This window comes from Chitinophaga sp. SYP-B3965 (genome assembly GCF_009647655.1).
In the GTDB taxonomy this organism is placed as follows: Bacteria; Bacteroidota; Bacteroidia; order Chitinophagales; family Chitinophagaceae; genus Chitinophaga.
In genome coordinates, this window is the sequence record NZ_WJFD01000001.1 from 2,195,051 (window position 1) to 2,219,318 (window position 24,268).

The following is a 24,268-nucleotide window of genomic DNA, read 5'->3' on the forward strand; positions in this document are numbered from 1 at the left end:
GGAAATTGTTTTGTTTAGCGGTTGTATGGATATTCATTTATCCACCTGAATCCCCTGCTTATGAGGCGGAAATTACGATGGTCATATTTTTTAAACCGGTAATAGATGGAATCATTGGATAACGTGAGATAAACGGAATCCACTTTGTACTGCAGTACTGCCTTATGCAGGGTATCCTTATAATTAAATACGGTGGCCGTTTTCAGTGTGGTATCTACACGGAAAGCAAGCTGTTGAATAGAATCGTTCATCAGTTTCACCTGCGCATTCTTTTCAAACTGGATGATCAGCTGCCTCCAACGGGTAGTGTCCGTTGTTAGTGGCGGAATAGTATCCCCGTTGCGTACCAGCAGTTCCGAATTGTAAATGCCGTATAAAGGTGGTTTAGGGCGATCATCGCCGTAAGTTGTCTGCTGCCGGATACCATTTTCTACCTGGCTGATCAATATAAATGCAATAAACAGGTATTTTATAACAATAGCCGTGATCCTCATCCAGCGCTTGGGCAGGTAAGAATAGTATACCCTCGGCTCTACGGGTTTGTTCAGGAGGAATACATTCAGTAAACGTTGCACATCCGGCGCCATCAGGAATAAGGACATCAGCAGCAACATGGAAGAGAACAATTTCACGGGCACATCAAAGCAGAAGTTGATGGCGACAATATTCACAGATACAAAAGCACATAATATAGCACCCAACAGCGTTGTTCTCCGGAACAGCAGTAATGCGCCGGCTATTACTTCAGACCAGCCTGTAAATGCGCTAAAGGCCTTTGAATACCCTACATAAGACCAGGCCAGGCCCATGGGAGATTTATCTCCAAAAGGCTGCACCAGCTGAGACAGGTAGGGAGCAGGCATTTGCAGGTGGAAGATCTTGATAATACCATACAGCAACATCATAGAGGCTACGTAATAACGGACCAGCACCCTTAACCAATGATAAGCCATGTGATAACTCTTCCGCCGCCTGTCCAGCAGGGACCAGATGATGGTTATCAGCAAGGCCACGGTTACATTACTCAGCATTGATACATAACTGTAGGTAGTGTCCCCGCTGCCATTGGGGAAAACGGTGATAGGGGGCCGGTGCAGGATATGATCGTTTGTCCATAAAACGAGCATCTTCCATAATTCATCATAGCCATATGAGAGATATGGAACAAACTGGTCTCCCGGAAAGGGAAAGGTATATAAGATGAAAAAGGCACAAAAGAACCGGAAACAAATTTTCTGTATAGGGCTCCACGTATGGGCAGGGTATATAGGCATTTGCGTTAATTTATACATATCAATATACTATTTTTTTTCAGGGAGGGGTAACAATTGTTACCCCTTGTTTATTTACTCCTGAAAACAAAAACAATACTATATGAAAAAGATCATCCTTTCCATCGCCATTCTTGCTGCAGTAGGCACATCGTCCTGCCGGAAGGACAAACAGGTAACGAATGATTTTAACGACCTGGGCACTATGACAGCCTTCTTTGAAGCGTATGCACCCAAAGCAGAATCGTTCACCCTCGATGCCGCTGTTGGCGGAACCATCACTACCACCAAAGGCACTAAGATCACTTTCCCTGCCAATGTATTCCTGGATGCCAATAACAATGTAGTAAGCGGTAATATCAAGGTACATGTGAAAGACATCCTGAAGGCCAGCGACATGATCCTGGGCGATAAACCTACCATGGATGCCAAAGGTGGCTTTCTCCGCTCTTTCGGAGAACTGATCGTGAAAGCGGATAAGAATGGTGCGGAACTGGGGATCAAAAAGGACTCTGCACAGGTAGTAGTACCACTGGGTGTGAGAGAAGCGAATGGTGTTGGTAATAAAATACCTATCTGGGATGGCGATACCACTGTTACTTATTCTTCCACCGGTTATAACCATGTGAACGCAGCCACTGCAGTAACTACCAGTATGAAAATACCCAAAGGTGTTAACTGGATAGATATGGGTACCACCGCTACGTCCAACCCTGCCGGTACACAATCTACTTTCCTGCTGGATGCTTTGGGACAGTGGAGGAACTGTGATGCACTGAGCAGCCCTTCCGGCACCAGGATCACCGTACTTGGCTACTTTACCGTTAACTATAATCCAGCTACCAGTGATAACTATAGTGGTAAAGAACCGACAATGCTGTTCTTCAAACAAAAGAATGTGAATACGCTCATCAAACTGTATAACGTGATCGTGCATGCACCGGCTGGTAAGGAAGGATTATTAAGCTATCAGCAATCCTTCACAGTTGGGATGGAAGGTACCTTCCTGGCTATTTCTTCCAAAAACGGCAAGTTCTATGCGGATATGAAAGATGTGACCATCCCCGCTCCTAACGGATCAGATAATTATGTGGGGATCGATTTTGCACCGCAGGAAGTATCTGAGGCAGGATTAATAGGCCTCATCAATCAGATGAATTCAAAATAATTTTTCATAGCCCCTTTATAAAAGTAGAAAAGCCGCCTCGTTTGAGGCGGCTTCTTTTTTATGCAGTGGTTGTTTTCTTCTTTATTTCATTTTCTATCAGCCATAAGAGCATCGGCATCATCACCATGATCACAGGCACCAGGAACAAACGCGTCTGATACGTTACCACTGAATACAGATGCACGGCAAACCAGGCCGGTACAATACCCAGGAACCATACTTTCAGTAACAAAGGGAAAGAACGGAACTTGTACAAAATGATCAACGGAATAACGGTGAACACACCCAGCATTTCAAAATAAGATTTCATGGCCACCGCACTGAACAGGTTCAGCTTGATCATCTGTATACCGGCAGGTACTTTCCATATTTGTGGCGGGCGATAACCGTAATGTATCCTCACCGCAATAAAGATGGAGAAGAAGATGATATACAACGCGCCGGTGATCATCCAGATCTTTAACGGCGGGAAACGGATCGTAGAAAAAGCCTTTTTAAGTTCAAAGCCGGAGAAATCCATCTGTGAAATAAAGTACAGGAAAGGTATCAGCAGGGAGGTTTCCCGGTTAAAGGCCGCCAGCGGAACGATCACAAATAACCAGGCCGGATTCTTTTTATGGACGATCAGGTAGGCCGTCAGTAAATAGAATATATTATCCAGGTAGGTATTAAATGTAAGATCACTTGCTGCCACTGCATTCCCCATGGCTAGTGTCACAAAACACAGTCCGAAAAAGATAAGCCAGTTACTCTGCACGAAGTATTTCCATAAACAAAAGGCTAGTGCAAATACGAGGAGGTTGAGCACAAACCGGAAGAAGATGAAAACGATCATGTATTTCAAAGCCCCTTTGGTATTCACCAATTGAATGAACTCCTTTGTTTCAGGCGTTGGTTCTGATGTTTCATTGATCTGTAAGTGCAGCTTTTCCTCAATGGGATAGATCTTATCAACGGTGTGGTTGTACGTCCACATTAAACCTTCAATGATCATTGGGCTTAACATACGGTACTGCCAGGGATTGTAGTACTCGGACCTTCCTTCTATCAGTGCAATATGACGCTCATATGTAGTTACCGCCCTGCCATTATAAAAGTTTTTATAGATGGGATACAGGGATAATAATGAAAAACATAAAATGAGGAACAGCCCCTTGCTCTTAGTGTTTCTCTGCAACAATTGTGTAATGGGGGTAAACATATAATCTTTGTTTTTTAAATGCTAAAACTTTTGCGCCCTCGTCCCGGAGCCATTGATCTACCAGCGTGTGTGGCAGCTCGTTACCTATTTCGCCGGCAAATACCAGGTCGTGCATTTTGTTGAAATACACCAGCGGGCTTGCGCCGTTAATATCTTTAATGATCAGCCGGGCGCCCGGTTTCATTTTGGCCATCAGGCTTTTAATGAACTGGTGCTGGCTGTTCTTTGGTACGTGGTGTAATACATCATTGAGGAACACCACATCCAGATCGCCTATGGCATCGGGGAAATGTACCCCGTCGAACTTCTCAAAATTGTACGGCACATGCGCATACCGGTCAAATAACTGACGGGCATTCTCTACCAGCCGGTCGCTGATCTCAATGCCGAATATATAAGACGGTTTGGCAAACTCAGCCAGTAACAGGCAGAACTGGCCTGAACCGCAACCGATGTCCCCGATCTTTTCTCCGGGTTTAAGTAACTGGATCAGATCTACGAAAGGACATACCAGGGGGCGGTAATATACTTTTAGCTTATCTACGAAACCAGCTGTAAAGTCGAGTGATTTTAGGTATTGTAACAGATCCCTGTTGGATAATTTGTTTTGCATGGGGCGGCAAATTACATATTGATTTTAATTTATGCAAACATAGCAATTTTTACATAGAGGTAACAAAATAAGGGAGTTGTTGATCTTTCTACGTGATCAAAACATGCATTATGAAACGGTTATTACTTCCACTGCTATATTTTATCTTTCTCGCCACCACAGCTTCCGCACAACAATTCTCGGTAAGAGGCGGGCTTGATCTGGGTCATAAATACAACCTCCCTCCTACGGTTAAAATGCCGCTGGCGGGCTTTAATGGGGGTTTCAGCGCGGATAAGTACTGGAGCTTCTGGGGTATTGGTATAGACGTGGACGTTTATGCCAATAAAGCCGCCCGTTATGATTCTACGGGTTTAAGTGCCAGCGCGGCGCCCTGGGTGGTGAAGGACTTTACACGTTCCTCTTCCAGGATGCAACGGTACTTTGTGGGCATAGGGCCTTCTTTCAGGGTACAGGACAAACGTCACAAACTGGTAGCAGAGCTGAACCTGCGGGGTGGTATCTCTTATGCAGATGGCTCTGCCATCAAAGCAGACGCGGTGTTCACAGACCCGGGCGGTTCCCTGAATATGTCCATGTTCAACCATGCGGGGTATAGTAAAAAGTTCCTTGGCGCGGCAAAAGCACAGGTTAAGGTTAACTATTATTTCACACCGAAATGGGGCGTAAATGCCGGCGCTTACTATATTTATCACATCAATAGTGAGGAACCCTATTCATATTCAGAGATCATTGCCCTGCCTAATAATGTGAATTATGTGAAGGACATTACTTCTGTTTCTTCCTATGGTGTTTTTGCGGGCGTGAGTTACCGCATCCTCCCGAAGAAGAAGAAAAATAAGGTCAGTGCTGTTTCAACCCCGGCGGTCTTTAAAGACATCGCTGTATATGTAAAAGATGAACTCACCGGGCAGCCTTTACCCAATGCCCTTGTAGTGATGACGGATACAACCGGTAAGGCAACGGAGGTGAGTACGGATAAGAACGGTTTAGCCCTCTTCCCCAATACAATCCCCGCTGCATATGCCATCCAGGCCAGCCTGCATGACATCGCCACTACTTCGGATAATATCAGCAGGAAACAATACAGGACTGAAGGTAATATCACACTCACGTTAACGCATAATGATCCCCGCTTCACCCTGGTAGGCAAAGCCATCAATAAAACTTCCGGAGATGCAGAAGGCGATGTGAGCGTTACACTCACCAACGAAACAAAAAGCAGTATCCGCCAGTCATCTTCCAAAACAGGTTCAGGTGAATTCCGCTTTCAGCTGGATGCCGGTGCTGATTTCAACGTAGTAGGTAAAAAGAAGAATTACCTCTCCAACATTGAAAAGATCACTACCAAAGGACTGAACAGAAGCCAGGCATTATATGTACAGCTGGAACTCGGTGTGGAAGAAGCACTGGAAGGCAAACAGATCAAACTGGATAATATCTACTATGACCTCAACAGATCAGACCTCCGCCCCGATGCCAGTACAGACCTTCAGAAGCTGATCGTGTTCATGCAGGATAATCCTTCGCTCCGGATAGAGTTATCTTCTCATACGGATGCACGGGGTAGTGAAATACATAACCTCAAACTCTCTCAGGCCCGGGCACAAAGTGTGGTGAGTTACCTGATCAGGAATGGCGTAAGTAAAGACAGGATGGTGGCAAAAGGATATGGAGAAACGAAACCGGTGAATACCTGTACGGATTGTTCTGAGGCGGAACATCAGCAGAACAGGCGAACGGAGATCAAAGTGTTATAATAGCGAACGCGCCTCTTATGGGGGCGCGTTTGGTTTTAATCTCCGGGAAATACGGTGATCTTTTTACCCTCTGTTTCAAAGTGTACATCACCGGTAGCTTCCAATGCTTCCAGTAATTGTGACAGCGGTTCTTTCCGGGGTACAACAGCGGAAAATACGACATCAGAGAAATCGCCTTTCAGTTCTACATCTACATCATACCAGCGTTCTACCTGCCGCATGATGGTACTGATATCCCGCTTTACGAACTGGAACTTTCCGTTCTTCCAGGCTACGGCTTCTTCCACATCGGCGCCTTTTACCTGGATCCTGCCGGGATGGTAGTTGAGGATGGCCTGTTCGCCCGGCCGGAGTATATTGGCCACGCCCAGGGCGTTGAGTTTCACGGTTCCGGATACCATGGTGGTGTTTTGTATAGGCTCGCCGGCGTAAGACATGATGTTGAAACTGGTACCGATCACTTCCACGATCGTTTCCCCTGCTTTTACCCTGAATGGCCTGGCGGAATCTTCGGCTACTTCAAAGAATGCTTCTCCTGAAAGTGTTACTTCCCTGGTCGCGCCATTGAATACGGTGGGGAATGTGATGGAAGATGCGGAATTGAGGGTGATGTGGGAACCGTCTGGCAGGGTCAGCTGGTATTCTCCACCGCGGGGGGTGGCAATGGTGTTGAAGACGGCTTTGGCGCCGGATGCAGGTACATTATAGGCCAGCAGGCCATTGTCCGACTGCAGTACTTCTACCCCGCCCTGAACGGTAAGAGGACCGTCTTTAGTATTGTCCAGTGTTATGGCGCTGCCATCTGAGAGTATTAGTGTGGCTTTACTGCTGCCCGCAGTGATATGCCGCCGGTTTTCCTTTTCGATCTTTTGCTGCTGCACTTTGCGTTGTAACAGGATGTAGTACCCCACGGAGAGGGTTCCTATAAAGAGGATAGCGGTGGCAATACGTAGTATTAACTTTTGCCGGGCTGCGGTTTCCGGGCTTGGTTTTTCTTTCCAGACTGCTATGCGGCTTTCGAGGTCAAGTCTTTGCCGTTGAGGTGGCGGGGGGATTGATTTTCTGCGCGGCGGGGTTGCTTCGGGAGGTGTTTCGGAGGGTGCTTCTTCGTAGGGAATGCGTCCATTGCGTGCAGGGAATTCTTCTTCGTAGGTGGTGTACCAGTTGCGTGATGGAACTTCGCCTTCGGAGGTTGCGCGCGCGTTTAGTGCAGCGTCTTCATGAGTTGTATGTCCATTGAGTGCAGCATCTTCGTGGGCCGTGGGCACATTGAATGCAACATCTTCGTGGGCTGTATGTCCATTGAGTGCTGCGTCTTCGTGAGCCGTGTACCCATTGAGTGCAGCGTCTTCATGGGCTGTGTGTCCATTGAGTGCGGCGTCTTCGTAGGCTGTGTGTCCATTGAGTGCAGTGTCTTCGTAGGCTGTGTGCCCATTGAGTGCAACATCTTCGTGGGTTGTATGTCCATTGCGGGCGGGAACATCTTCTTCGTAAGCTATATACCCATTGCGCGCAGGAACTTCCTGGTGCGCAGTTTGCCCATTGAGCAACGGATCTTCCAGTTGCCTTTCGAGGACCAGGTCCTGTTCCTCTTCTCTTAATTGTTTAAGTGCCGAATCACCTTGCTGCCCTGCTGGCTCTGCAATGATCATCTCTTCCAGCTCAGCACGATGTTTGGGCAATCGGCTCATGGCCGCCAGCTCTTCCTGCTCGGACGCTGTCAGCGATTTAGCCAGATATTTTTGAACCAGGTTGCTGTAATGCTGTTCCATTGGAGAGTTGACCTTTTAAAAGACTGTTCCCCGGTTATTTCCCATCCTAAATCTAATATTATTGTCAGAGAAAATAATCTTTTAAATAGGTTTAATCCAACTGAAATGATTTCTGGTATTCCAACGGGCTCTTACCGGTCACCTGTTTAAAACATTTGTGGAAGTTGGAGAAATTATTGAACCCGCTTTCATAACAAATTCGCTTATTATTCAGCCTGCTCTCCATCAGGAGTTTACACGCATGACCTACCCTCAGCTCCATCAGGAACCGGGAGAATGTCTTCTTCGTTTTGGACTTAAAGAACCGGCAAAAAGAATTAGGACTGATGCAGGCTACCGCCGCAATTTCTTCCAGATCTATCTTCCTGGTAAAGTGCAGCTGCGAATATTTGTACACGTTATTGATCCTGTCCATCTCATCCTTATCCGGAGGGATGATGCTTACGGAGAGGAATTGAAGGTCCGGGGAACGGGAGATCACATGTAAAAGGTTGAGCAACAGGATCAATTTCTCTGTGGCCCCTGCCCCCAGCATGCGGGAAAGCATATCTGCCGCCTGCCGGCCCGTTTCGCCTTTTATCAGTATCCCCTGTTTTGCTTTATTGAGCAGGGAACGGATATGTGTATTTTCACCGAGGCGCAGGAAGGTCTCTCCCCAGAAATCCTCCCTGAAATGCAGCAAGGTGGCCATGGTCACTTCTTCCTCACTGCGTTTCCAGTAATGGGGTACGTTTGCTCCGATCATCACTACATCGCCCGGCTGAAAACCAGCTACGTGTTTGCCAATGAACTGCAGCCCTTTGCCTTCCTCAATATGAATGATCTCCACCTCCGCATGGGCGTGGAATTGTGTGTAGTAATAAGGTATAACATCCTGCCGGATGCTAAAAGAGTGCATCTCTCCCAAGGAAATTCCTTTCATAAATACAGGTTTGCATTGCGACAAGTGGCCGCAAACATCGAATAAATAAATAGCAGGGGGGGATATTGTAAAAGTAGGGAAAACATTTAGAATTCCAAATGCAGGCATTAAAAACCCGCAGGTAAGATTACCTGCGGGGATACATTGTTTACAAAGAAAAATACTTGTATTCAATATGATGCACACCGGCTTCCGGTGTTTATAGTCTGATGATCTAAGGACGCTTCCTTACGCGTAAAGTTGCCTTGCTAAAAGAACATTTAATTACGCCTGCAATAAAAAACTATTCCGGGTGGCGGAGAATGCTGATATTGGCAATCTGTTCCATTATATTAGCATTTATATGCCACTCAGGGAGATCATATCAGCTAACCGGGAGAACATTGCCTTTATCGTGGGCAATGGGATCAATCGTTACCCCGGCAATCCAAAGGCCATTTCCTGGGACCATCTGTTATTGCAGCTATGGCATAAGTTCTCCCCAGAAAAGTTTGAGCAGGTGCCCTTAGGCCTTAGCATGACGGAGTTCTATGACCTGCTGGACATCCAGGGTTCCACGGCCAATTATGCTATTCAAAAGGAGGCTGCCCGGTTGCTGGCGGACTGGTCCTTCCAGCCCCATCACCAGCACTTCATGGCAAAAGCCAGGGAACTGAATGCCCCGGTACTCACCACTAATTTCGACCTGATACTACCTAAGTCCCTGCAACTTGAACAGTACTACACGGACACCAAAGGCTTTTCTGATTTCTATCCCTGGAGCACCTATTACGGAGATCAGCAACTGGAAAACCCTGCATCAGGGTTTGGCATCTGGTATATCAATGGCTTTGTGCGGTATCCCCGCAGTATCCGGCTGGGGCTTTCCCATTATATGGGTTGTGTGGAGAGAGCCCGCAGCCTCATGGCTAAAGGCCTGTATGCAGCACACAAACACTGGGAAGGGGAACAAACATGGCTGGAGATCCTTTTAAACAGGTCTCTCTGCATCTTTGGCCTGGCCATGGAAGAGAACGAGGTATTTATCCGTTGGCTGCTGATAGAACGGGCGAAGTATTTCAAGAAATTCCCTGACAGGAAAAAGGCGGGATGGTATGTAAGTACAGAAACGCCTGAAGCCCGCAGTGCGGGCAAGGCGTTGTTCCTGAAAAATGTGGGGTTAGATGTGGTGGAGCTTAACAGTTACGATGAACTCTATAAAGATGCCTGGGGTTAATATTCAAATGTTGCAGTTACATCACCATCAGGTGTGTTATCATCAAACTTCGTGATTGACTTTGTTGGAAATCCGTCTGCACCGTAAGTGTAGGTAACAGTGCTGGCAAAGTTTGGCCCGCCTCCCACATAATCAAAGTTCATCGTCAGCATTTCGTTGGGCGAGTATAATTCAAATGCGAGGCTGGGAACAAGGGCGTACTTCATCAGGAAACCGGCGTAAGGCGATTTCTTATTCCCATACGTTAATGTAACGATCACTTCACCGGCAGCTCCTTCTGAAATCATCTTTGTGAAATTCGCACCGGTGTACGACAGCTTGTAAATGGTTACGTCCTCTCCTTCAGGCGTAACCGTTACAGACCTTATCTGCGTTACCTTCCCGTTAGCAAGGGTGTACTGATAATTTTCTGTGGCAGCCAGCGCTCCTTCCATATAGATTTCATGAGAACCTGTTTGTGGTTCACCAGCGGCATTGTAGGTGAATGCATAGATATCATGATCTTTGTCTTGCTTCAGGGTTACTGTTGAAAGAAGGCCTTTGTCGTTGTAGGCAAAGTGCCTTGTTTCCACACCATCTTCCCTGTCCGATGTAAGGATGCGGTGCTGCGCATCGTAGGTTAAATTGTAAATGGTGGTAACACCCGCTTCTACGGAAATTACTTTTTTCAGGTACTTTTTACTGTTATCCGGGGTAGTGTTGTCCTTGTCCTTGCAAGCGGTGACTACGGTCATGAGGGTAACAAAAAGAAATGCTAATTTTTTCATTTTATTTTGAGGTTTTCCGCAAAGCTATTGGGAAGGGAAACATCCGAAATGTTGATAATTGATCAAATGATGATTATGCTGGTTGAAATGAGGGAAAGTGCGCTTTTAATACGGGATGGATACGGGATTACTACGGGATTGGTATGCTTTTGCTACGGGATTACTCCCCTTTTATTGGGATTTCCCAACTTTTCACAGGCAAATAAGGTTTAATTTTGGGTATGGCCAGGCAAATAGGCATAAAAAAGATCACCGGCACTAAGGGCAATATCACCTTTTACAAGATGAACGGGGAATACTATGCCAGGATGAAGAGCTCCCTGAAGGGCAAAAGAGTGAAAAAAGATCCGGCCTTCCGGCTAACGATGATGTATGCCGGCTGGTTGAAAAAAGCTTCAAAAATAGCTTCCGTTGTATACCGGGCCCTGCCGGAAGATGAACGTGAACATCATCAATACCGTACCATGACGGGCATAGCGATGAAGATGCTGAAGGCTGGAATTGAACCGGAAATGATCGTGGATCACCTGGATGGGTTGTACCGGAAAGAAGAGATCCCCCCTTCACCCGGGTTATACGTGGATAATACCGGGAAATTAGTCCAAAAATACCACCCCGAAGAAATTCATAACAATTTGGTAACCTTACCTCCCCCCGATTTTCCGGTAATTTTGCGGAAAATCCTTGATAGCACATGAAAAAATTAGGGGCATACATCCTGTATTTTTCCATACTCATATTAGGCTGCGCAGGCTCTGCCCTGGCGCAGAACGCCATCAAATGGAACGGTGAGAAGTTCAACTATCTCGATAAAGACAAAAAGAAACAGGGCAGCTGGGTCTTCTTTGACGAAAACGGCTATATCCGCCTGTCCTGCGAATATGAAAATGATAAGATCGTTAGCCCCATCTTCTTCTACGAAAACTCAGACACGGTATTTGTAAGGTTCCCGAAGAAAGGAAATGTGGAAACCTTCATTGCTTACGATAAAGACGAACCCATACCCGGCAATTTCGTGTATACTTCGGACAGTACCTTTAATGTTGAACTGGAAACAGATGCTGCTCCGGGCAAACATGTGATCCAGCTGATCAGCAAATACCAGAAAATGCAGATCGAGCCTGTTTATATGTTCGGGCAAAAGAAGATGAAAGACTACCTCCACGCTAATTTCTCCAGCTCCAATTTCATCTTTAACAAAAAGATCAATGCCGTTCTCACCATCAGCCCTTCCGGTATCGTATCTGACGTTGAATTCCCCAAGGATAAGAACGACCTGAGTGCGAACGAAGAAAGAGAATTGTATGTGATCTATTCAAAGATGCCCCGTTGGCAACCCTACTTCCAGGAAGCCGGTACTAAAAGCATCAAGGTACTGATCACAGACAACCACAGCATGATAACCTTCTAATATTTATCCTGTTCAAAAACGAACACCGTCCCTGCCAAAACCGGACATTACAGGCCACTCTAACCATTGATAATCAATCAATTTCCCACTGGCATTCCCTTTGTGCATTTTCCGCATGCTCAAAAACTACCTTACCATTGCATGCAGGAATATCTGGCGGAACTTAGGGTATGTATCCCTGAACGTTATGGGACTCACACTGAGTATAGCCTCCTGCCTGGTCATATTCCTGATCACGAAAAATGAGTTAAGCTACGACAGCTATCACCAGAAAGCAGACCGTACTTACAGGGTAACCATGAACGCACTGGATTTCAACTCCAGCGTATCCATGTCAATAGCCCCTGCCCTGCGCACGGATTTCCCGGAACTGGAACAGGTAAGCCAAACGTGGTACCAGCATGAGGGCATTGTAAAAGTGAATGAAGATCATTACGCGGAAAAAGGCTATTCTTATGCAGATGCATCCTTCCCCCGCATCTTCGATCTTCAATGGTTAGCCGGCAATCCCCAAACAGCACTTAATGAACCTAACTGTGTAGTGTTGACGGAGAGCATCGCCAAAAAGTATTTTGGAAGCAAAGATCCCATAGGCCAGGTGATACAGGTAGATGATAGCCCCCAACTTAAGGTTACAGGCCTCATCAAAGACCTGCCGGGCAATACACACTTCCCTTTTGTATTCCTTATTTCATTCGAAACCGTAAAGAAAGATCTGGCAGAGAACGGCGCCATGGAGAACTTCTTCCAGATCATGGGCGGCATTACCTATATCGTGCTGCCGGAGCATTATGATATAGCAAAATTGAACAGCAGGCTGCCGGCCTTTATAGCCAAACACTGGGGCGCTGATATTGCCAAAGGCACTAAGCTGATCATGCAACCACTGAAAGAGATCCATTTTGATCAGCGTTACCTGAACAGCATCACTCCCACCACCTCCCGCAATACCTATTGGGCATTGGCTGCAGTAGCTTTGTTCATCATCATCACAGCCTGCATCAATTTCGTGAACCTGGCTACCGCACAAGCCATTAAACGGGCTAAAGAGGTAGGCGTGCGGAAAGCGCTGGGCGCTAACCGGATCCAGCTGATCCGGCAGTTCCTGGGAGAAACCAGTTTCCTTGTATTCCTGGCGGTGATCATGGGATGCATCGCCGCATTCTTATTCCTGCCCAACGCTGCGTTGTGGCTGGGCGTAAAGATCGGTACGGAGCAATTATTCCAGCCGGAAGTGATAGGATTACTGCTGGCATTAACTGCGGTGATCATTTTATCCGCAGGTGTATATCCTGCTTTTGTTCAATCCGCCTTCCGGCCGGTTGATGCACTAAAAAGTGGTGTTATCGGTATTTCAGGCAGAGGACTAACACTCCGTAAGAGCCTGGTGTTTGTTCAATTCACTATTTCCCAGATCCTCATCGTAGGCACCCTGGTGGTAGCCGCACAAATGGATTATTTCAAGAACCAGGACCTTGGGTTTAATAAAGAAGCCGTGATCTCATTCAGCATCCCTGAGAATACCAAACAGGCAGTGCTGCGTGAACAGTTAAGCGCGAATCCGGGTGTGAAAGATATCAGTTTTTCTTCCGGGGCGCCTTCCTATAATAGTAACTGGGCACCCTTCTCCTGTCCGGAAAGAGGCATTACAAAGGATGATGTAACGGAGATAAAAAATATCGATGAAAACTTCATGGATATGTTCGGCATCAAATTACTGGCTGGTGAGAAACTGCGGAAAAGTAACCAGGAAGATACTATACGTTATGTATTAGTGAACGAAACCCTGATCCATAAACTGGGCTTCTCCCGCCCGGAAGAAGCCATAGGCCTTCATTTTACCGGCTCGGGACGCCATTGCGTCATACAGGGTGTTGTACAGGATTTCCAGAGCGAATCCAAACATAAGGACAGAAGACCCTGCATCCTGGGGTACAGGCCACAGGGATTTTTTGTGGCCAGTGTAAAATTGCAGTCTGCTGATATGCGCAAAACAATAACCCGCATAGAAACAGAATGGTCTGCCATTTTCCCGGAAAAGATCTTTCAATATGAATTCCTCGACGATCATATTGCAGCGATGTACAACCAGGAACAAAAAGTATATACCGCCTTCCGCCTGTTCTCTTTCCTCGCTATCCTGATCGGATGCCTGGGTTTGTATGGCCTGGTAGCTTTCACTGCTGTTCAGCGGAAAAAAGAAGTAGGGATCCGTAAAGTGATGGGTGCATCACTGGTGCATATCCTGGCATTGTTTGCGAAAGAATTCTTTGTGCTGATCATTATTGCTTTCCTCGTGGCTGCACCGGTGGCATACTTTGTAATGCATAGCTGGCTGGAGAACTTTGCTTACCAGGTGAGTATCAGCGGTGGTATCTTCCTTATAGCGATTGCCGTTTCTTTCCTGATTGCGGCTGGCACTATTGCGCACCAGTCGCTGAAAGCGGCGTTCGCTAATCCTTTGAAGAGTTTAAAAGCTGAATAAGGCGTACCTGGGTACGGTACGCCTTATTCTGTTAATCATGTAGTTGCTTCTTTCTGAGATAGTCCAGTAATTCCAGTGGCCGGTCCGTCTGGATCACATTAGCGCCGTGTTTGATCACCCAGCCCCAGTTGGCTTCAGGGTCCTTTATGGCCAGTTCGTCTGTATGGCCGGCACACAATTCATCCCATAATGTATTTATCCAAACGGTAATACCACTCTTCTGAATAACGGGTAATGCCTGCAGCAGCACCGGAGAGTTTTCCTTATCATAGATCACTTCAAATGCAACGGGTGTAAATCCTTTCATAAACCCTTTTACATATTCATCCGGGTGTGCAGCTGTTTTACCGTAAATATTATAATCCATTGGCCATACCATGGGCATATAGATAATGCTGTCCATGATGGCGCCATGTTTCTTTCTCAGTTCCTCAAGGGTTTCATTTCCTTTAAAGATGCCCTGTTGCAGGGTGCCTGTTCTTTTCAGCACTGCATATGTTTCCGGCAAACATTCCCATGCTTTATCCAGGTTCAGCAATACGGGTTTACCCTTTACAAATAACATGGCTTCTTCCAGCGTAGCTATTTTTTCAGATACTGCGCCGCCATGGCCCTGCCGGAGAGAAAGTGTTTTTAAGGAATCCAGCGTCCAGTCTGCCACCTTTCCTTTTCCCGTGGTGGTCCTGTCGAGCGTTTTATCATGGATCAGTACCATCTGACCATCTTTGGTTTTACGCACATCTATTTCCACAATATCGATTCCCATTTTAATACTCCGGTCTATGGCATTGATGGAATTCTCGGGTGCATTGCGCCAGTCTCCCCGGTGTGCTGCCGTTAACACATAATCAGTGGATGGGTGCTTGAGGCGCTCAAGGATGCGACCGCTGGCTTGTTGTGCATAACCATTTATTCCTGTCAGAATAAAAAAGCATAAGATCAGTTTCTTCATATAAATGTCTGTTTAATGATAGCCCGGATTCTGTTTAATAGAAGGATCAGTATTTATTTGCCCGATAGGGATAGGGAATAAAAGATGATGCTGGTCGATAGTAATGGGTACGCCGCTGTTTGAAAACCAGGCGTTCATTACCGTGATGGCAGTGCCGGTGCGTAACAGATCAAACCAGCGATGCCCTTCTCCTATTAATTCCAGTTTCCTTTCCAGGTCTATGGCCGCACGCATCTCTGTGATGTCCGCCGCAGTAGTGTTCAGCAGGCCGGCCCTATTCCTTACTTCGTTCAGGTAATCTCCGGCGGGTTTGAGATTGTTCGATTCATTCTCCACTTCTGCCAGCATCAGCAATACATCTGCATAACGTAATATCACAAAGTCGCTGCCTCCATCCGCAATAACAGTGGCAGGTTTCTTCAATTTGTTGCAGAATGGAATGCCTGTAGATGCTAATCCTACATAAGCTGTTTTGCGGGTGTCTGTTGCGGTGTACATATTGTACAGCTGTCTTACAGGCAGGTTATGCCCTTTTGCACCACTTACGGTAGCTGATGGACTAAACTGCTGATACATACTGCTGCCTTCAGAATTACCATTAATGCCAGAGGAGAACTGTACGGAAAAGATGATCTCTTTGCTATTCTCATTAGCCGGTAAAAAGATATCGTTCGTATTAGTAAGCAGGCCATGTTTCTTTGATTCCACCACTGCCGCCAGGTATTTTTTTGCATTGGGGTAATCCTTTAATGTGAGATACACTTTACCCAGCAAGGCCTGTGCGGCCGTTTTGATCACTTTACCCGGTTGTGTTGTATTAGCAGGTAATGAATCAACCGCTTCTGTCAGGTCTTTTTTGATCTGGTCATATACTGTTGCCAGTGGCGTGCGTCCTTGTCCGAAATAAGCATTCACATCCGTTGTTTCTTTTATCACCAAAGGCACATCTCCATATAATCTTACCAGGTTAAAGTAAAGCAATGCGCGGATGAACCTCATCTCTCCCGCACGTGCTCTTTTTACGGAATCTACACGGTAAGGAATATTCCCGATCCTGTTCAGCACAATGTTCGCTTTTTGAATACCCTTGTAACTATCCTTCCAGTTGGTAGCAATGATATCATTGGATGCTATTGTATTGAACAGGTCTAATTCCCCATACATCCCTCCATCATTCAAAGGCACTTCATCAAAAGTATTATCAGACGGTATTTCACTGAGAGCTGGCATGTACAGACCATACAAGCCACTGTACTGCAGGTTGGCATATGCAGCATTCACATATTCTTCCACTTCTGTTTCATCCCTGAGGAATACGCTTACATCTTTGGAAGTAACGGGATCCTGATCCAGCTCTTTACTGCAGGAAGCCAGTATCATTAAAAGGCCGAGCGCTATAAATATATTTTTCATCTGTTCTTGATTTAAAATGTTACGTTAAGACCCAACACATAGGAACGGGCTACCGGATAATTAGAAATGGCCTGTCCACTGGTGAGTACAGCATCCGTTGTGGCATCGGGATTATAACCACGATACTTTGTAATGGTGAAGAGATTATTAGCCGTTACATATACAGATGCTGCAGACATCCTGATCCGGGAGATCAAGGCCTTAGGGAGATTGTATGATAGCTGTACATTGCGCAACCGCAGATAGTCTGCATCCTGGTAGAAAATACTGGATGTGCGGGCAGATTTCCGGGCTGTGGAAAAGTTCCCCATATTCGGTTGCCCAAGGAAACCATTGGGGTTATTTACCGGGTGATAACGGTTCTCGAAATAGTATTTACTGGGTACTGCAAACCCCTCTCCTGCTTCATCCAGCGTGGACAATTGCCTGTCGTAGATCTTTCTTCCTGCAACACCTGTAAGCGAAAAGCTGAGGGTAAGGTTTTGCCAGGAAAAGTTATTCGTAAATCCGTAAGTAAGTTTGGGGAAATAGGTACCGAAGGCGATCATATCATTCGCGTCTATGATCCCGTCTTTTTTGATATCTTCTACAATGTAGTCTCCTACCACTGTACCAGACAAATGGGGATTCTTATTGATCTCATCCTGCGATTTAAAGATGCCGGTTACATTATAACCATACAGCTCAGCCACCGGGCCGCCCACCTTTGTATAGAAATTGCTTTCAATACCACTGATGATCTGCGTCTGACCTGGCGCAAGCGCCATCACTTCATTTTTATTGGCGGCTATGTTACCGGAGAAGTTCCAGTTCACTTTGCCTAAGGGCACATCACCGGAGATGGTCATCTCAATCCCGCTGTTCTTTACTTTGCCGATGTTCTGTGTGGAAGAACTAAAGCCGGATTGTTCAGGCACCGGTACATCCAGCAGCAGATCTGTGGTAAGGGTATTGTAATAATCCAGTGTGAGGTTGAACCTGTTAAAAAGCCCCAGGTCCAGACCAAGGTTGGTAGAAGTTTTTGTTTCCCAGGAAAGATTGCTGTTAGCTGTAGTAGAAGCTGCAAATCCGGAGAAAAGTGTGTTGCCGTATACATAGTTGTAAGCAGCTCCTCCGCTCACCAGCGCTTTGGAATCATACGAGCCTATCTGATTATTACCGGCTTTGCCCCAGGTGGCTCTCAGCTTGGCAAAAGTAAATACGTTTGAAGAAGGGAAGAACGTTTCCTGGCTGGCTATCCAGCCGGCTGTTACAGAAGGGAATGATCCCCATTTATTATTCTTTCCGAAGCGGGAAGAACCGTCTCTGCGGATGGTGGCAGATACGAGGTATCTGTCAGCAAAAGAATATTGCAGGCGGGAGAGATAAGAGATCTGCACCCAGGTATATTTTGATGTAGTTACTGCAAAGGCACTGGCGCCGCCAATATTGGTAATGTTATTATCAGGAATGCCGGAACCTGTAATATCCGTGCTTGTACCGGATTGTTTCTGGAAAGTATATCCTGCCAAAACATTCAGGTCATGTTTTTTGAACCGGCGGGAATAATTGATGGTGTTTTCCATCAGGTAGTTGATGGAAGAACCATTCGCTTCAGTTGCAGCCGCCGGTTTAGGGGCTGCTGTTCTGTAAGCGCCCACATCAGAAGGATTAAAAGAAGAATAATAGTTACTCCTGTAATCCGCACCCATCATCATTTTTACTTTCAATCCCTCCAGTATGCTGTACGTAAGGAAGGTATTACCGAATGTGCGGAAGTTGTTCCTTACGTTGGAGATCATCTTTGCCAAGGCTACTGTATTTTCTCCCAATGCGCCATCTTCCGGTGTATTGGCAATGATCTGTTTGCTGATGGTCAGTGAACCATCTGCGTTATACGGACTAAAAAAGGGATACATGATGTTTGTAGCGCCTATCGGGTCTGTATTGTTATTGCCGTTATTGGCAAAATAGTTCTGAATAGAGTAGGATGGATTCAGGGTGATGCCAAAATCAAGTTTAGGAGATACTTTGGATTCCACTTTCAGGGAGCCGCTGTATCTTTTCAATCCATTCGCTATTACCAGTCCTTCCTGTTTAAAATAGTTACCCGAGAAATAGTAGTTTGTTTTCTGTGTGCCGCCAGATATCGAGATACCGTAACTGTCCATCTTCCCCTTCCTGAAGGTTTCGTTGAGCCAGTTGGTATTGGTAAGGCCGGGCGTTTTATCCAGGTAGGGCTGCAGGTAATTCAATCGTAGTTCCCTCAGGGAAGCACCTTTGGATATGCGGGTAGCCCTGTCGTCCGTTTCACTTCTGTTGGCCGGGTTCTTGGATACATATCCCCAGTCCCTGGCTTCCGTAAAATATTGCGCTGCTTCATAAGCATCTGCATATTCCACATTATCCGCCCTTTCCTGCATACCGGTATATACATCTAAAGAAACTTTCATGATCTCATTCCGGCCTTTCTTTGTAGTGATAAGGATCACCCCGTTTGCCGCCCTTGAACCATAAATAGCTGCAGAAGCCGGGTCCTTTAATATATCAATGGTTTCAATATCGCCGGGATTGATGGAGTTAAAAGAAGTACCTTCCGATAAAGGGAAACCATCTACTACCACCAGCGGGTCTCTTCCTGCGGTGAGTGTGCCCACTCCCCTGATCACAATCTGCGGATCTGTACCCGGCATAGCGGAAGCATCATTGATCATTACGCCGGATGCTTTCCCTGCCAGTTGCATGGCAAAACTGCTGGAAGAATAAGTTCCCAGGTCTTTGGACGACACCCTGGATACGGCGCCTGTTACATATTTTTTCTGCAACGTACCATATCCTATTACCATTACTTCATTCAATGAAGAGGAGGCTACCTTCATCCTTACCAATAGTGTATTATCTTCTCCTGCTTTGATCAGAAAACCCTGGATCATTTGTGGTTCATAACCAACAGAGGTAAAAGCAAAATTGTATTTGCGGCCTGCTGTAAGATGGCTCATCTCATACATTCCCTTTTCACCTGTAACTGTGATAACGGGCTTTTCAGTGCTGTTCTCCGGTTGCAGGGTTACAGATACGCCAATGAGCGGGAGGCCGTCCTCATTCTGTACCACGCCTCTTACTGTTGCTGTTTGCGCCAGTACAGTTACCTGCAAAAGCAACAGGGCAATGATAGTGAGATGTAAAATTTTACGGATCATATAAGTATTATATTGGTTTGGGCAATAGTTTTCCTCACGCAGCATTTTGCTGCATGTTTGCGGTTGGTGTAACCGGCGTATTATTTTTTAATAATGATCTTTTCTTCCTGCTGTTGTATGGAGAGATTATTCAAACTGGCTATTACGGAAAGGATATTCTGCAAACTGTCTGTTTCAGCAAATGTTCCGGTGAACATAAGTCCTTTCATGTCCGTTGCATTGCTTTCGATCTTCACTTTGTATCTTATACTTAGTCTGTCAAATACTTGTTGCAGCGGAGTTTGCCTGAATACAAGGCCTTGTGTGCGCTCATTTTCCTTCTTCTTTCCGGCCCCGATCTCTTTACCGGACGCAATATCTATGATGGTGCTCTTCTTTTCTGTTATATCAATATTGACTCCTTCCCCGGGCGCCAGGTAAACTTCTTTCATAACAAAATCCTTATCACCAGAGCGCACTACTACTTTCCCCTTATACAACCTTACATCTACCTTCTGCGGTGTTGCACTTACTGTAAATTCTGTTCCCAGGGCAATAGTGGCTATACCATTTGCATATACAGAAAAAGGTTTATCGGGATCGGCTACTACCTTAAAGAGCGCCTTACCTGTTAAGCTGATGTTCCGCTGTGTATCATTGAATGGTTCATAATAGGCTATTATACTATTCGCCTCAAGGGATACTACGGAGCTATCCGGCAACATGATCACCTTTGCCACGTTATCCGTGTTAGTTACCTGTTTTAATTGCAGAGCAGCTTTCTCAGCAAACGGCCTGTTATCATGCCTGTTATTCCTAAATAAGGTAATGGCCAGCAAACCAGCGCCGGCCAGCAATACTACAGCAGCTGCCTGCCTCACCCATCCCATACGCCGCACAGGTGTTTTCTTCAAACTGATCCTTTGCCATAACTCCAGGGACCGCTCTCCGGAAAGTGGGGTTACGGCTTCTTCCAGATCATTTTCATAGTTCCGCTCCAGCCATTCTTTCAGCCCTGCTTCATCTGTTGCTAACAGGAAGAGCAGCCGCTGCTTTTCTTCTGATGTGGCAGTGCCAGCCCAATACTTTTCTATAAGTGATTGTAGTTGCTCCATAATTCTACTGTAAAATGTCAGAAAGGATAAAAATGGGGATGCCGGTCTGTGTTACCAAATCGTTAACACCATCAGGCCTGGAGGTAAAGGCTAACGAGATACAGGCCCATAAAGGATATGCCGGTATTATGCTCAAGGATATGTTTCCGGATGAAGATAGAAGAGGTTTTTACATAATCCCGTACGGATTCAACGGAGATCTCCAGCATGGCGGCCGCTTCCTCATAACTTTTGCCTTCTACCCGGCATAACTGAAAGGCTGTTCTTTTGCGGGGAGGTAACAATTCCATTACGCTGGTGATAATGGATAATTTCTGCTGATAGGTTTCTTCCAGGTCTGTATCATCATCCGGGAATTCGTATTGCTCCTCAGATAACAGGGTGATATTTTCCTTAACAGATTTACGCAGGTATTCAAGGGCTTTAAAATAGCTGGTGGTGAATAGCCATCCGCTTACAGACTGCTTTTCGGTGAGTTTAAAACGACTTTCCCAGAGGGTAACAAAAACATCCTGCAGAATGTCTTCTGCTTTGTGCTGCTGTTTTACCAACCTTAAGATATTAGCAAAAATAGCCTGATGATATTGATGATACACAGCCTCAAATGCGGCATCATCGCTATTGTTCAGTTGAGCAATCAAGATGCTGTTTGCTGTTCCGGTCGCTGACATAATCAAGAAACTAAAGTGATAAAGGTATAATGGAATGTCAGCCCGTCAATATTATTAAAATGTAAATTCCCTGATATGTTTTTTCAGGAAAACCCCTGTAGCAGAATCTTTATTTTTAACCAGCTGTGCCGGCGTACCTTCAAAGATCACCCGGCCTCCCTCCTTTCCCGCACCCGGGCCCATATCTATCACCCAATCTGCCTGGCTCACCACATCCAGGTTATGTTCTATAACGATCAATGTGCTGCCATTGTCCACCAGTTTGTTGAGGATACCCATCAGTCTGTCCACATCACTCATGTGCAAACCGGTGGTGGGTTCATCGAGTACATAGATCTGCCCGGTATTTTCCAGTTCAGCGGCTAATTTGATCCGCTGCCTTTCTCCGCCGGATAAAGAACTGAGTGGCTGCCCGAGTGTGATATAATCCAGGCCTACTTCATAAAGTTTTTGCAATACCGGCTGAATATCCGGTTCCTGGAAAAAATCCTTCGCATCTGCTACTGTTAGTTTCAATACTTCCCAGATATTCTTTCCCCTTAGCTGGTATTTCAGCACTTTATCCTTGTACCGTTTACCGTTGCAGGATTCGCAGATGCTGGTGATGGGATCCATAAAAGCAAGGTCTATGGTCACCATGCCAATTCCTTTGCATTCAGGGCATCCTCCTTCTGCATTATAGCTGAATAAGGAATTGCTCACTTTGTTCTTTTTGGCAAACAGATTTCGGATGCTGTCAAAGATACCGGTATAAGTAGCCGGATTAGATCGTTTAGAGCCTGTTATAGCAGATTGATCAATGCAGAGGGTTGCAGGATATACTTTCGGCAAAACGCCGTTAATAAGGCTGCTTTTGCCCGATCCCGCCACACCGGTTACAACCGTCATCACTCCTTTCGGGATCTTTATATTCACATGCTGCAGGTTATGCAGCGTGGCATTCTTTATTTGCAGGTAACCATTGGGCGTTCTCGGTTCAGCTTTCAATGTATTGTGCCGGGAAAGGAATTGACCGGTTAGGGTGCCGCTTTTCGCCAGGCCTTTCAGGCTGCCTTCATACACCACCGTTCCTCCGTTACTGCCCGCTTTAGGCCCCATATCCACAATGTGGTCTGCTACTACGATCACATCCGGATCATGTTCTACCACCAGCACAGTATTCCCTTTATCTCTGAGCACCTGCAGCAATTCATTCAGCTGATGTACATCTTTGGGATGCAAACCAATACTGGGTTCATCAAAGATATAGGTCATATCCGTTAAACTGCTGCCCAGGTGTTTGATCATTTTCACCCGTTGAGATTCACCACCGGAAAGGCTGGACGTTTCCCTGTTCAGGAATAAATACCCCAGCCCTATATCATCCATGTGTTGCAGCCGCTCACTAATAGCACTGATCATGGTGGCGGCCTGCGGCTGTTTGATACCTGTTATCACACCACGCAGGTCAGAGATCTGCATAGCTGCAAAGTCCGCAATGTTGTATTTACCTATTTTACAGCTGAGGATCTGCGGGTTGAACCTGGTACCTTTACAAGCAGGACAGGCACCGCGCGTAACGATCTTTTCAAAAGCTTCTCCTTTTGCTTCTTTGCTTTCTTTATTCAGGTAGTTCCGGTGAAACCTGGGTACAATGCCTTCATACTTAGCTGTGGGAGGAAAGCGCGGGTCCGGATGCTTCAGTGGTATATCTTCTGCATACAACAAATTATGCCATTCCTCTTTCGTATAGTCCTCCAGCTTTTTATCGTTATCAAACAAACCGGAATAGGCGTAACGCGTCCAGCGGTAACCTCCTTTAGCGAAGCCGGGGAAAAGGATGGCCCCGCTGTTCAGCGATTTCGATTTATCAAAGAACAGTTCGAGGTCTACGGTAGCTACGGTGCCTAAACCTTCGCAGCGCGGGCACATGCCCTGCGGATGATTAAAAGAGAACACATTGGAATAACCCACAAATGGTTTACCGATCCGGGAGAACAACAGTCTTATCACTGTAAATATATCCGTGACCGTACCTACAGTGGAACGTGCATTACCACCGATGCGTTTCTGATCAATGATAATAGCAGCAGAAAGATTTTCCAGTGCATCTGCATCCGGCTGGCCATAATGCGGCAAACGATGCCGCACAAAAGCGGAAAACGTTTCATTCAACTGCCGCTGCGATTCTGCTGCAATGGTATCAAATACCAAAGAAGATTTACCGGAGCCTGAAACGCCGGTAAAAACGGTGATCTTCTTTTTGGGAATGTTGAGTGAAACATTCCTCAGGTTGTTTTCTCTTGCTCCTTTAATGATGATCTGGTCCATAGCCATAATCGTAACAACCTGCATGCCAACGTTTAGCATATATGGCATAGTTTCTGCACCCTA

General features: G+C 46.1%; 18 protein-coding genes. 6 read left to right on the forward strand and 12 right to left on the reverse strand.

The genetic code is table 11. The features are described from left to right. Positions 1-14: 14 nt before the first annotated feature. On the reverse strand, positions 15-1,127 hold the full coding sequence (locus GFS24_RS08520; protein ID WP_153659147.1) for a hypothetical protein: 1,113 nt from the start codon (positions 1,125-1,127) through the stop codon (positions 15-17). Between the two features lie 247 nt (positions 1,128-1,374). Here GFS24_RS08520 and GFS24_RS08525 point away from each other — a divergent pair, with 247 nt between their 5' ends. Further along, positions 1,375-2,439, forward strand: a complete 1,065-nt coding sequence (locus tag GFS24_RS08525; protein WP_153659148.1) for a hypothetical protein — start codon at positions 1,375-1,377, stop codon at positions 2,437-2,439. A gap of 58 nt (positions 2,440-2,497) precedes the next feature. Here the strand turns inward: GFS24_RS08525 and GFS24_RS08530 are convergent, their stop codons facing one another. Both GFS24_RS08530 and GFS24_RS08535 read right to left on the reverse strand, forming a co-directional pair. Next, entirely contained in the window at positions 2,498-3,640 is a 1,143-nt protein-coding gene (locus GFS24_RS08530) for a hypothetical protein (RefSeq protein ID WP_153659149.1), read from the reverse strand. Further along, positions 3,600-4,253, reverse strand: a complete 654-nt coding sequence (locus tag GFS24_RS08535) for a bifunctional 2-polyprenyl-6-hydroxyphenol methylase/3-demethylubiquinol 3-O-methyltransferase UbiG (protein ID WP_153659150.1) — start codon at positions 4,251-4,253, stop codon at positions 3,600-3,602. The genes GFS24_RS08530 and GFS24_RS08535 overlap by 41 nt, the downstream gene beginning before the upstream one ends. Positions 4,254-4,363: 110 nt before the next feature. Here GFS24_RS08535 and GFS24_RS08540 point away from each other — a divergent pair, with 110 nt between their 5' ends. After that, complete coding sequence (locus tag GFS24_RS08540) at positions 4,364-6,013, forward strand: OmpA family protein (RefSeq protein WP_153659151.1); 1,650 nt, start codon at positions 4,364-4,366, stop codon at positions 6,011-6,013. Positions 6,014-6,048: 35 nt separating this feature from the next. Here GFS24_RS08540 and GFS24_RS08545 read toward each other — a convergent pair whose 3' ends face one another. Both GFS24_RS08545 and GFS24_RS08550 read right to left on the reverse strand, forming a co-directional pair. Continuing rightward, positions 6,049-7,785: a FecR family protein gene (locus GFS24_RS08545; RefSeq protein ID WP_153659152.1), complete on the reverse strand. Its 1,737-nt coding sequence runs from the start codon at positions 7,783-7,785 to the stop codon at positions 6,049-6,051. A 91-nt stretch (positions 7,786-7,876) separates the two neighbouring features. Beyond that, positions 7,877-8,707, reverse strand: coding sequence for an AraC family transcriptional regulator (locus GFS24_RS08550; RefSeq protein ID WP_153659153.1), 831 nt, complete (start codon positions 8,705-8,707; stop codon positions 7,877-7,879). A 292-nt stretch (positions 8,708-8,999) separates the two neighbouring features. Between GFS24_RS08550 and GFS24_RS08555 the strand changes: the two genes are divergently transcribed. Next, positions 9,000-9,923, forward strand: a complete 924-nt coding sequence (locus GFS24_RS08555; RefSeq protein WP_216647374.1) for an SIR2 family protein — start codon at positions 9,000-9,002, stop codon at positions 9,921-9,923. Here GFS24_RS08555 and GFS24_RS08560 read toward each other — a convergent pair. Next, entirely contained in the window at positions 9,920-10,690 is a 771-nt protein-coding gene (locus tag GFS24_RS08560) for a hypothetical protein (protein ID WP_153659154.1), read from the reverse strand. The two genes, GFS24_RS08555 and GFS24_RS08560, sit on opposite strands and share 4 nt — an antisense overlap. 221 nt (positions 10,691-10,911) lie before the next feature. Here GFS24_RS08560 and GFS24_RS08565 point away from each other — a divergent pair, with 221 nt between their 5' ends. From GFS24_RS08565 to GFS24_RS08575, 3 genes are all read left to right on the forward strand, one after another. Further along, a complete protein-coding gene (locus GFS24_RS08565; protein ID WP_153659155.1) occupies positions 10,912-11,388 on the forward strand; it encodes a hypothetical protein in 477 nt (158 codons plus the stop codon). Further along, positions 11,385-12,101 carry a hypothetical protein gene (locus GFS24_RS08570; RefSeq protein WP_153659156.1) on the forward strand — a complete coding sequence of 239 codons (717 nt, stop codon included), beginning with the start codon at positions 11,385-11,387 and terminating at the stop codon, positions 12,099-12,101. Before GFS24_RS08565 ends, GFS24_RS08570 begins: the two co-directional genes overlap by 4 nt. A gap of 115 nt (positions 12,102-12,216) precedes the next feature. Beyond that, positions 12,217-14,586, forward strand: coding sequence for an ABC transporter permease (locus GFS24_RS08575; RefSeq protein WP_153659157.1), 2,370 nt, complete (start codon positions 12,217-12,219; stop codon positions 14,584-14,586). Positions 14,587-14,617: 31 nt separating this feature from the next. On the opposite strand, the gene GFS24_RS08580 is transcribed toward GFS24_RS08575, so the two are convergent. The 6 genes from GFS24_RS08580 to GFS24_RS08605 form a co-directional block, all read right to left on the reverse strand. Continuing rightward, the gene (locus GFS24_RS08580; RefSeq protein WP_153659158.1) at positions 14,618-15,538 is read right to left on the reverse strand and encodes a glycerophosphodiester phosphodiesterase family protein; all 921 of its coding nucleotides are present in this window, start codon (positions 15,536-15,538) and stop codon (positions 14,618-14,620) included. A 12-nt stretch (positions 15,539-15,550) separates the two neighbouring features. Continuing rightward, on the reverse strand, positions 15,551-16,951 hold the full coding sequence (locus GFS24_RS08585; protein WP_153659159.1) for a RagB/SusD family nutrient uptake outer membrane protein: 1,401 nt from the start codon (positions 16,949-16,951) through the stop codon (positions 15,551-15,553). An 11-nt stretch (positions 16,952-16,962) separates the two neighbouring features. After that, positions 16,963-20,130, reverse strand: coding sequence for a TonB-dependent receptor (locus GFS24_RS08590; RefSeq protein ID WP_173003016.1), 3,168 nt, complete (start codon positions 20,128-20,130; stop codon positions 16,963-16,965). Between the two features lie 80 nt (positions 20,131-20,210). Then, a complete protein-coding gene (locus GFS24_RS08595; protein WP_153659161.1) occupies positions 20,211-21,224 on the reverse strand; it encodes a FecR family protein in 1,014 nt (337 codons plus the stop codon). 71 nt (positions 21,225-21,295) lie between these two features. Continuing rightward, positions 21,296-21,895: an RNA polymerase sigma factor gene (locus GFS24_RS08600; RefSeq protein ID WP_153659162.1), complete on the reverse strand. Its 600-nt coding sequence runs from the start codon at positions 21,893-21,895 to the stop codon at positions 21,296-21,298. A gap of 54 nt (positions 21,896-21,949) precedes the next feature. After that, a complete protein-coding gene (locus tag GFS24_RS08605) occupies positions 21,950-24,244 on the reverse strand; it encodes an excinuclease ABC subunit UvrA (RefSeq protein WP_253906415.1) in 2,295 nt (764 codons plus the stop codon). Between the last annotated feature and the right edge of the window lie 24 nt (positions 24,245-24,268).

Excerpts from the sequence above, each read along its gene's own strand:
- GFS24_RS08565 (WP_153659155.1), top strand. The coding sequence starts at position 10,912 with ATGGCCAGGCAAATAGGCATAAAAAAGATCACCGGCACTAAGGGCAAT.
- GFS24_RS08540 (WP_153659151.1), top strand. The coding sequence starts at position 4,364 with ATGAAACGGTTATTACTTCCACTGCTATATTTTATCTTTCTCGCCACC.
- GFS24_RS08570 (WP_153659156.1), top strand. The coding sequence starts at position 11,385 with ATGAAAAAATTAGGGGCATACATCCTGTATTTTTCCATACTCATATTA.
- GFS24_RS08580 (WP_153659158.1), bottom strand. The coding sequence starts at position 15,538 with ATGAAGAAACTGATCTTATGCTTTTTTATTCTGACAGGAATAAATGGT.
- GFS24_RS08595 (WP_153659161.1), bottom strand. The coding sequence starts at position 21,224 with ATGGAGCAACTACAATCACTTATAGAAAAGTATTGGGCTGGCACTGCC.
- GFS24_RS08600 (WP_153659162.1), bottom strand. The coding sequence starts at position 21,895 with ATGTCAGCGACCGGAACAGCAAACAGCATCTTGATTGCTCAACTGAAC.
- GFS24_RS08605 (WP_253906415.1), bottom strand. The coding sequence starts at position 24,244 with ATGCTAAACGTTGGCATGCAGGTTGTTACGATTATGGCTATGGACCAG.
- GFS24_RS08520 (WP_153659147.1), bottom strand. The coding sequence starts at position 1,127 with ATGCTCGTTTTATGGACAAACGATCATATCCTGCACCGGCCCCCTATC.
- GFS24_RS08535 (WP_153659150.1), bottom strand. The coding sequence starts at position 4,253 with ATGCAAAACAAATTATCCAACAGGGATCTGTTACAATACCTAAAATCA.
- GFS24_RS08575 (WP_153659157.1), top strand. The coding sequence starts at position 12,217 with ATGCTCAAAAACTACCTTACCATTGCATGCAGGAATATCTGGCGGAAC.
- GFS24_RS08590 (WP_173003016.1), bottom strand. The coding sequence starts at position 20,130 with ATGATCCGTAAAATTTTACATCTCACTATCATTGCCCTGTTGCTTTTG.
- GFS24_RS08530 (WP_153659149.1), bottom strand. The coding sequence starts at position 3,640 with ATGTTTACCCCCATTACACAATTGTTGCAGAGAAACACTAAGAGCAAG.
- GFS24_RS08560 (WP_153659154.1), bottom strand. The coding sequence starts at position 10,690 with ATGAAAAAATTAGCATTTCTTTTTGTTACCCTCATGACCGTAGTCACC.
- GFS24_RS08545 (WP_153659152.1), bottom strand. The coding sequence starts at position 7,785 with ATGGAACAGCATTACAGCAACCTGGTTCAAAAATATCTGGCTAAATCG.
- GFS24_RS08525 (WP_153659148.1), top strand. The coding sequence starts at position 1,375 with ATGAAAAAGATCATCCTTTCCATCGCCATTCTTGCTGCAGTAGGCACA.
- GFS24_RS08550 (WP_153659153.1), bottom strand. The coding sequence starts at position 8,707 with ATGAAAGGAATTTCCTTGGGAGAGATGCACTCTTTTAGCATCCGGCAG.
- GFS24_RS08585 (WP_153659159.1), bottom strand. The coding sequence starts at position 16,951 with ATGAAAAATATATTTATAGCGCTCGGCCTTTTAATGATACTGGCTTCC.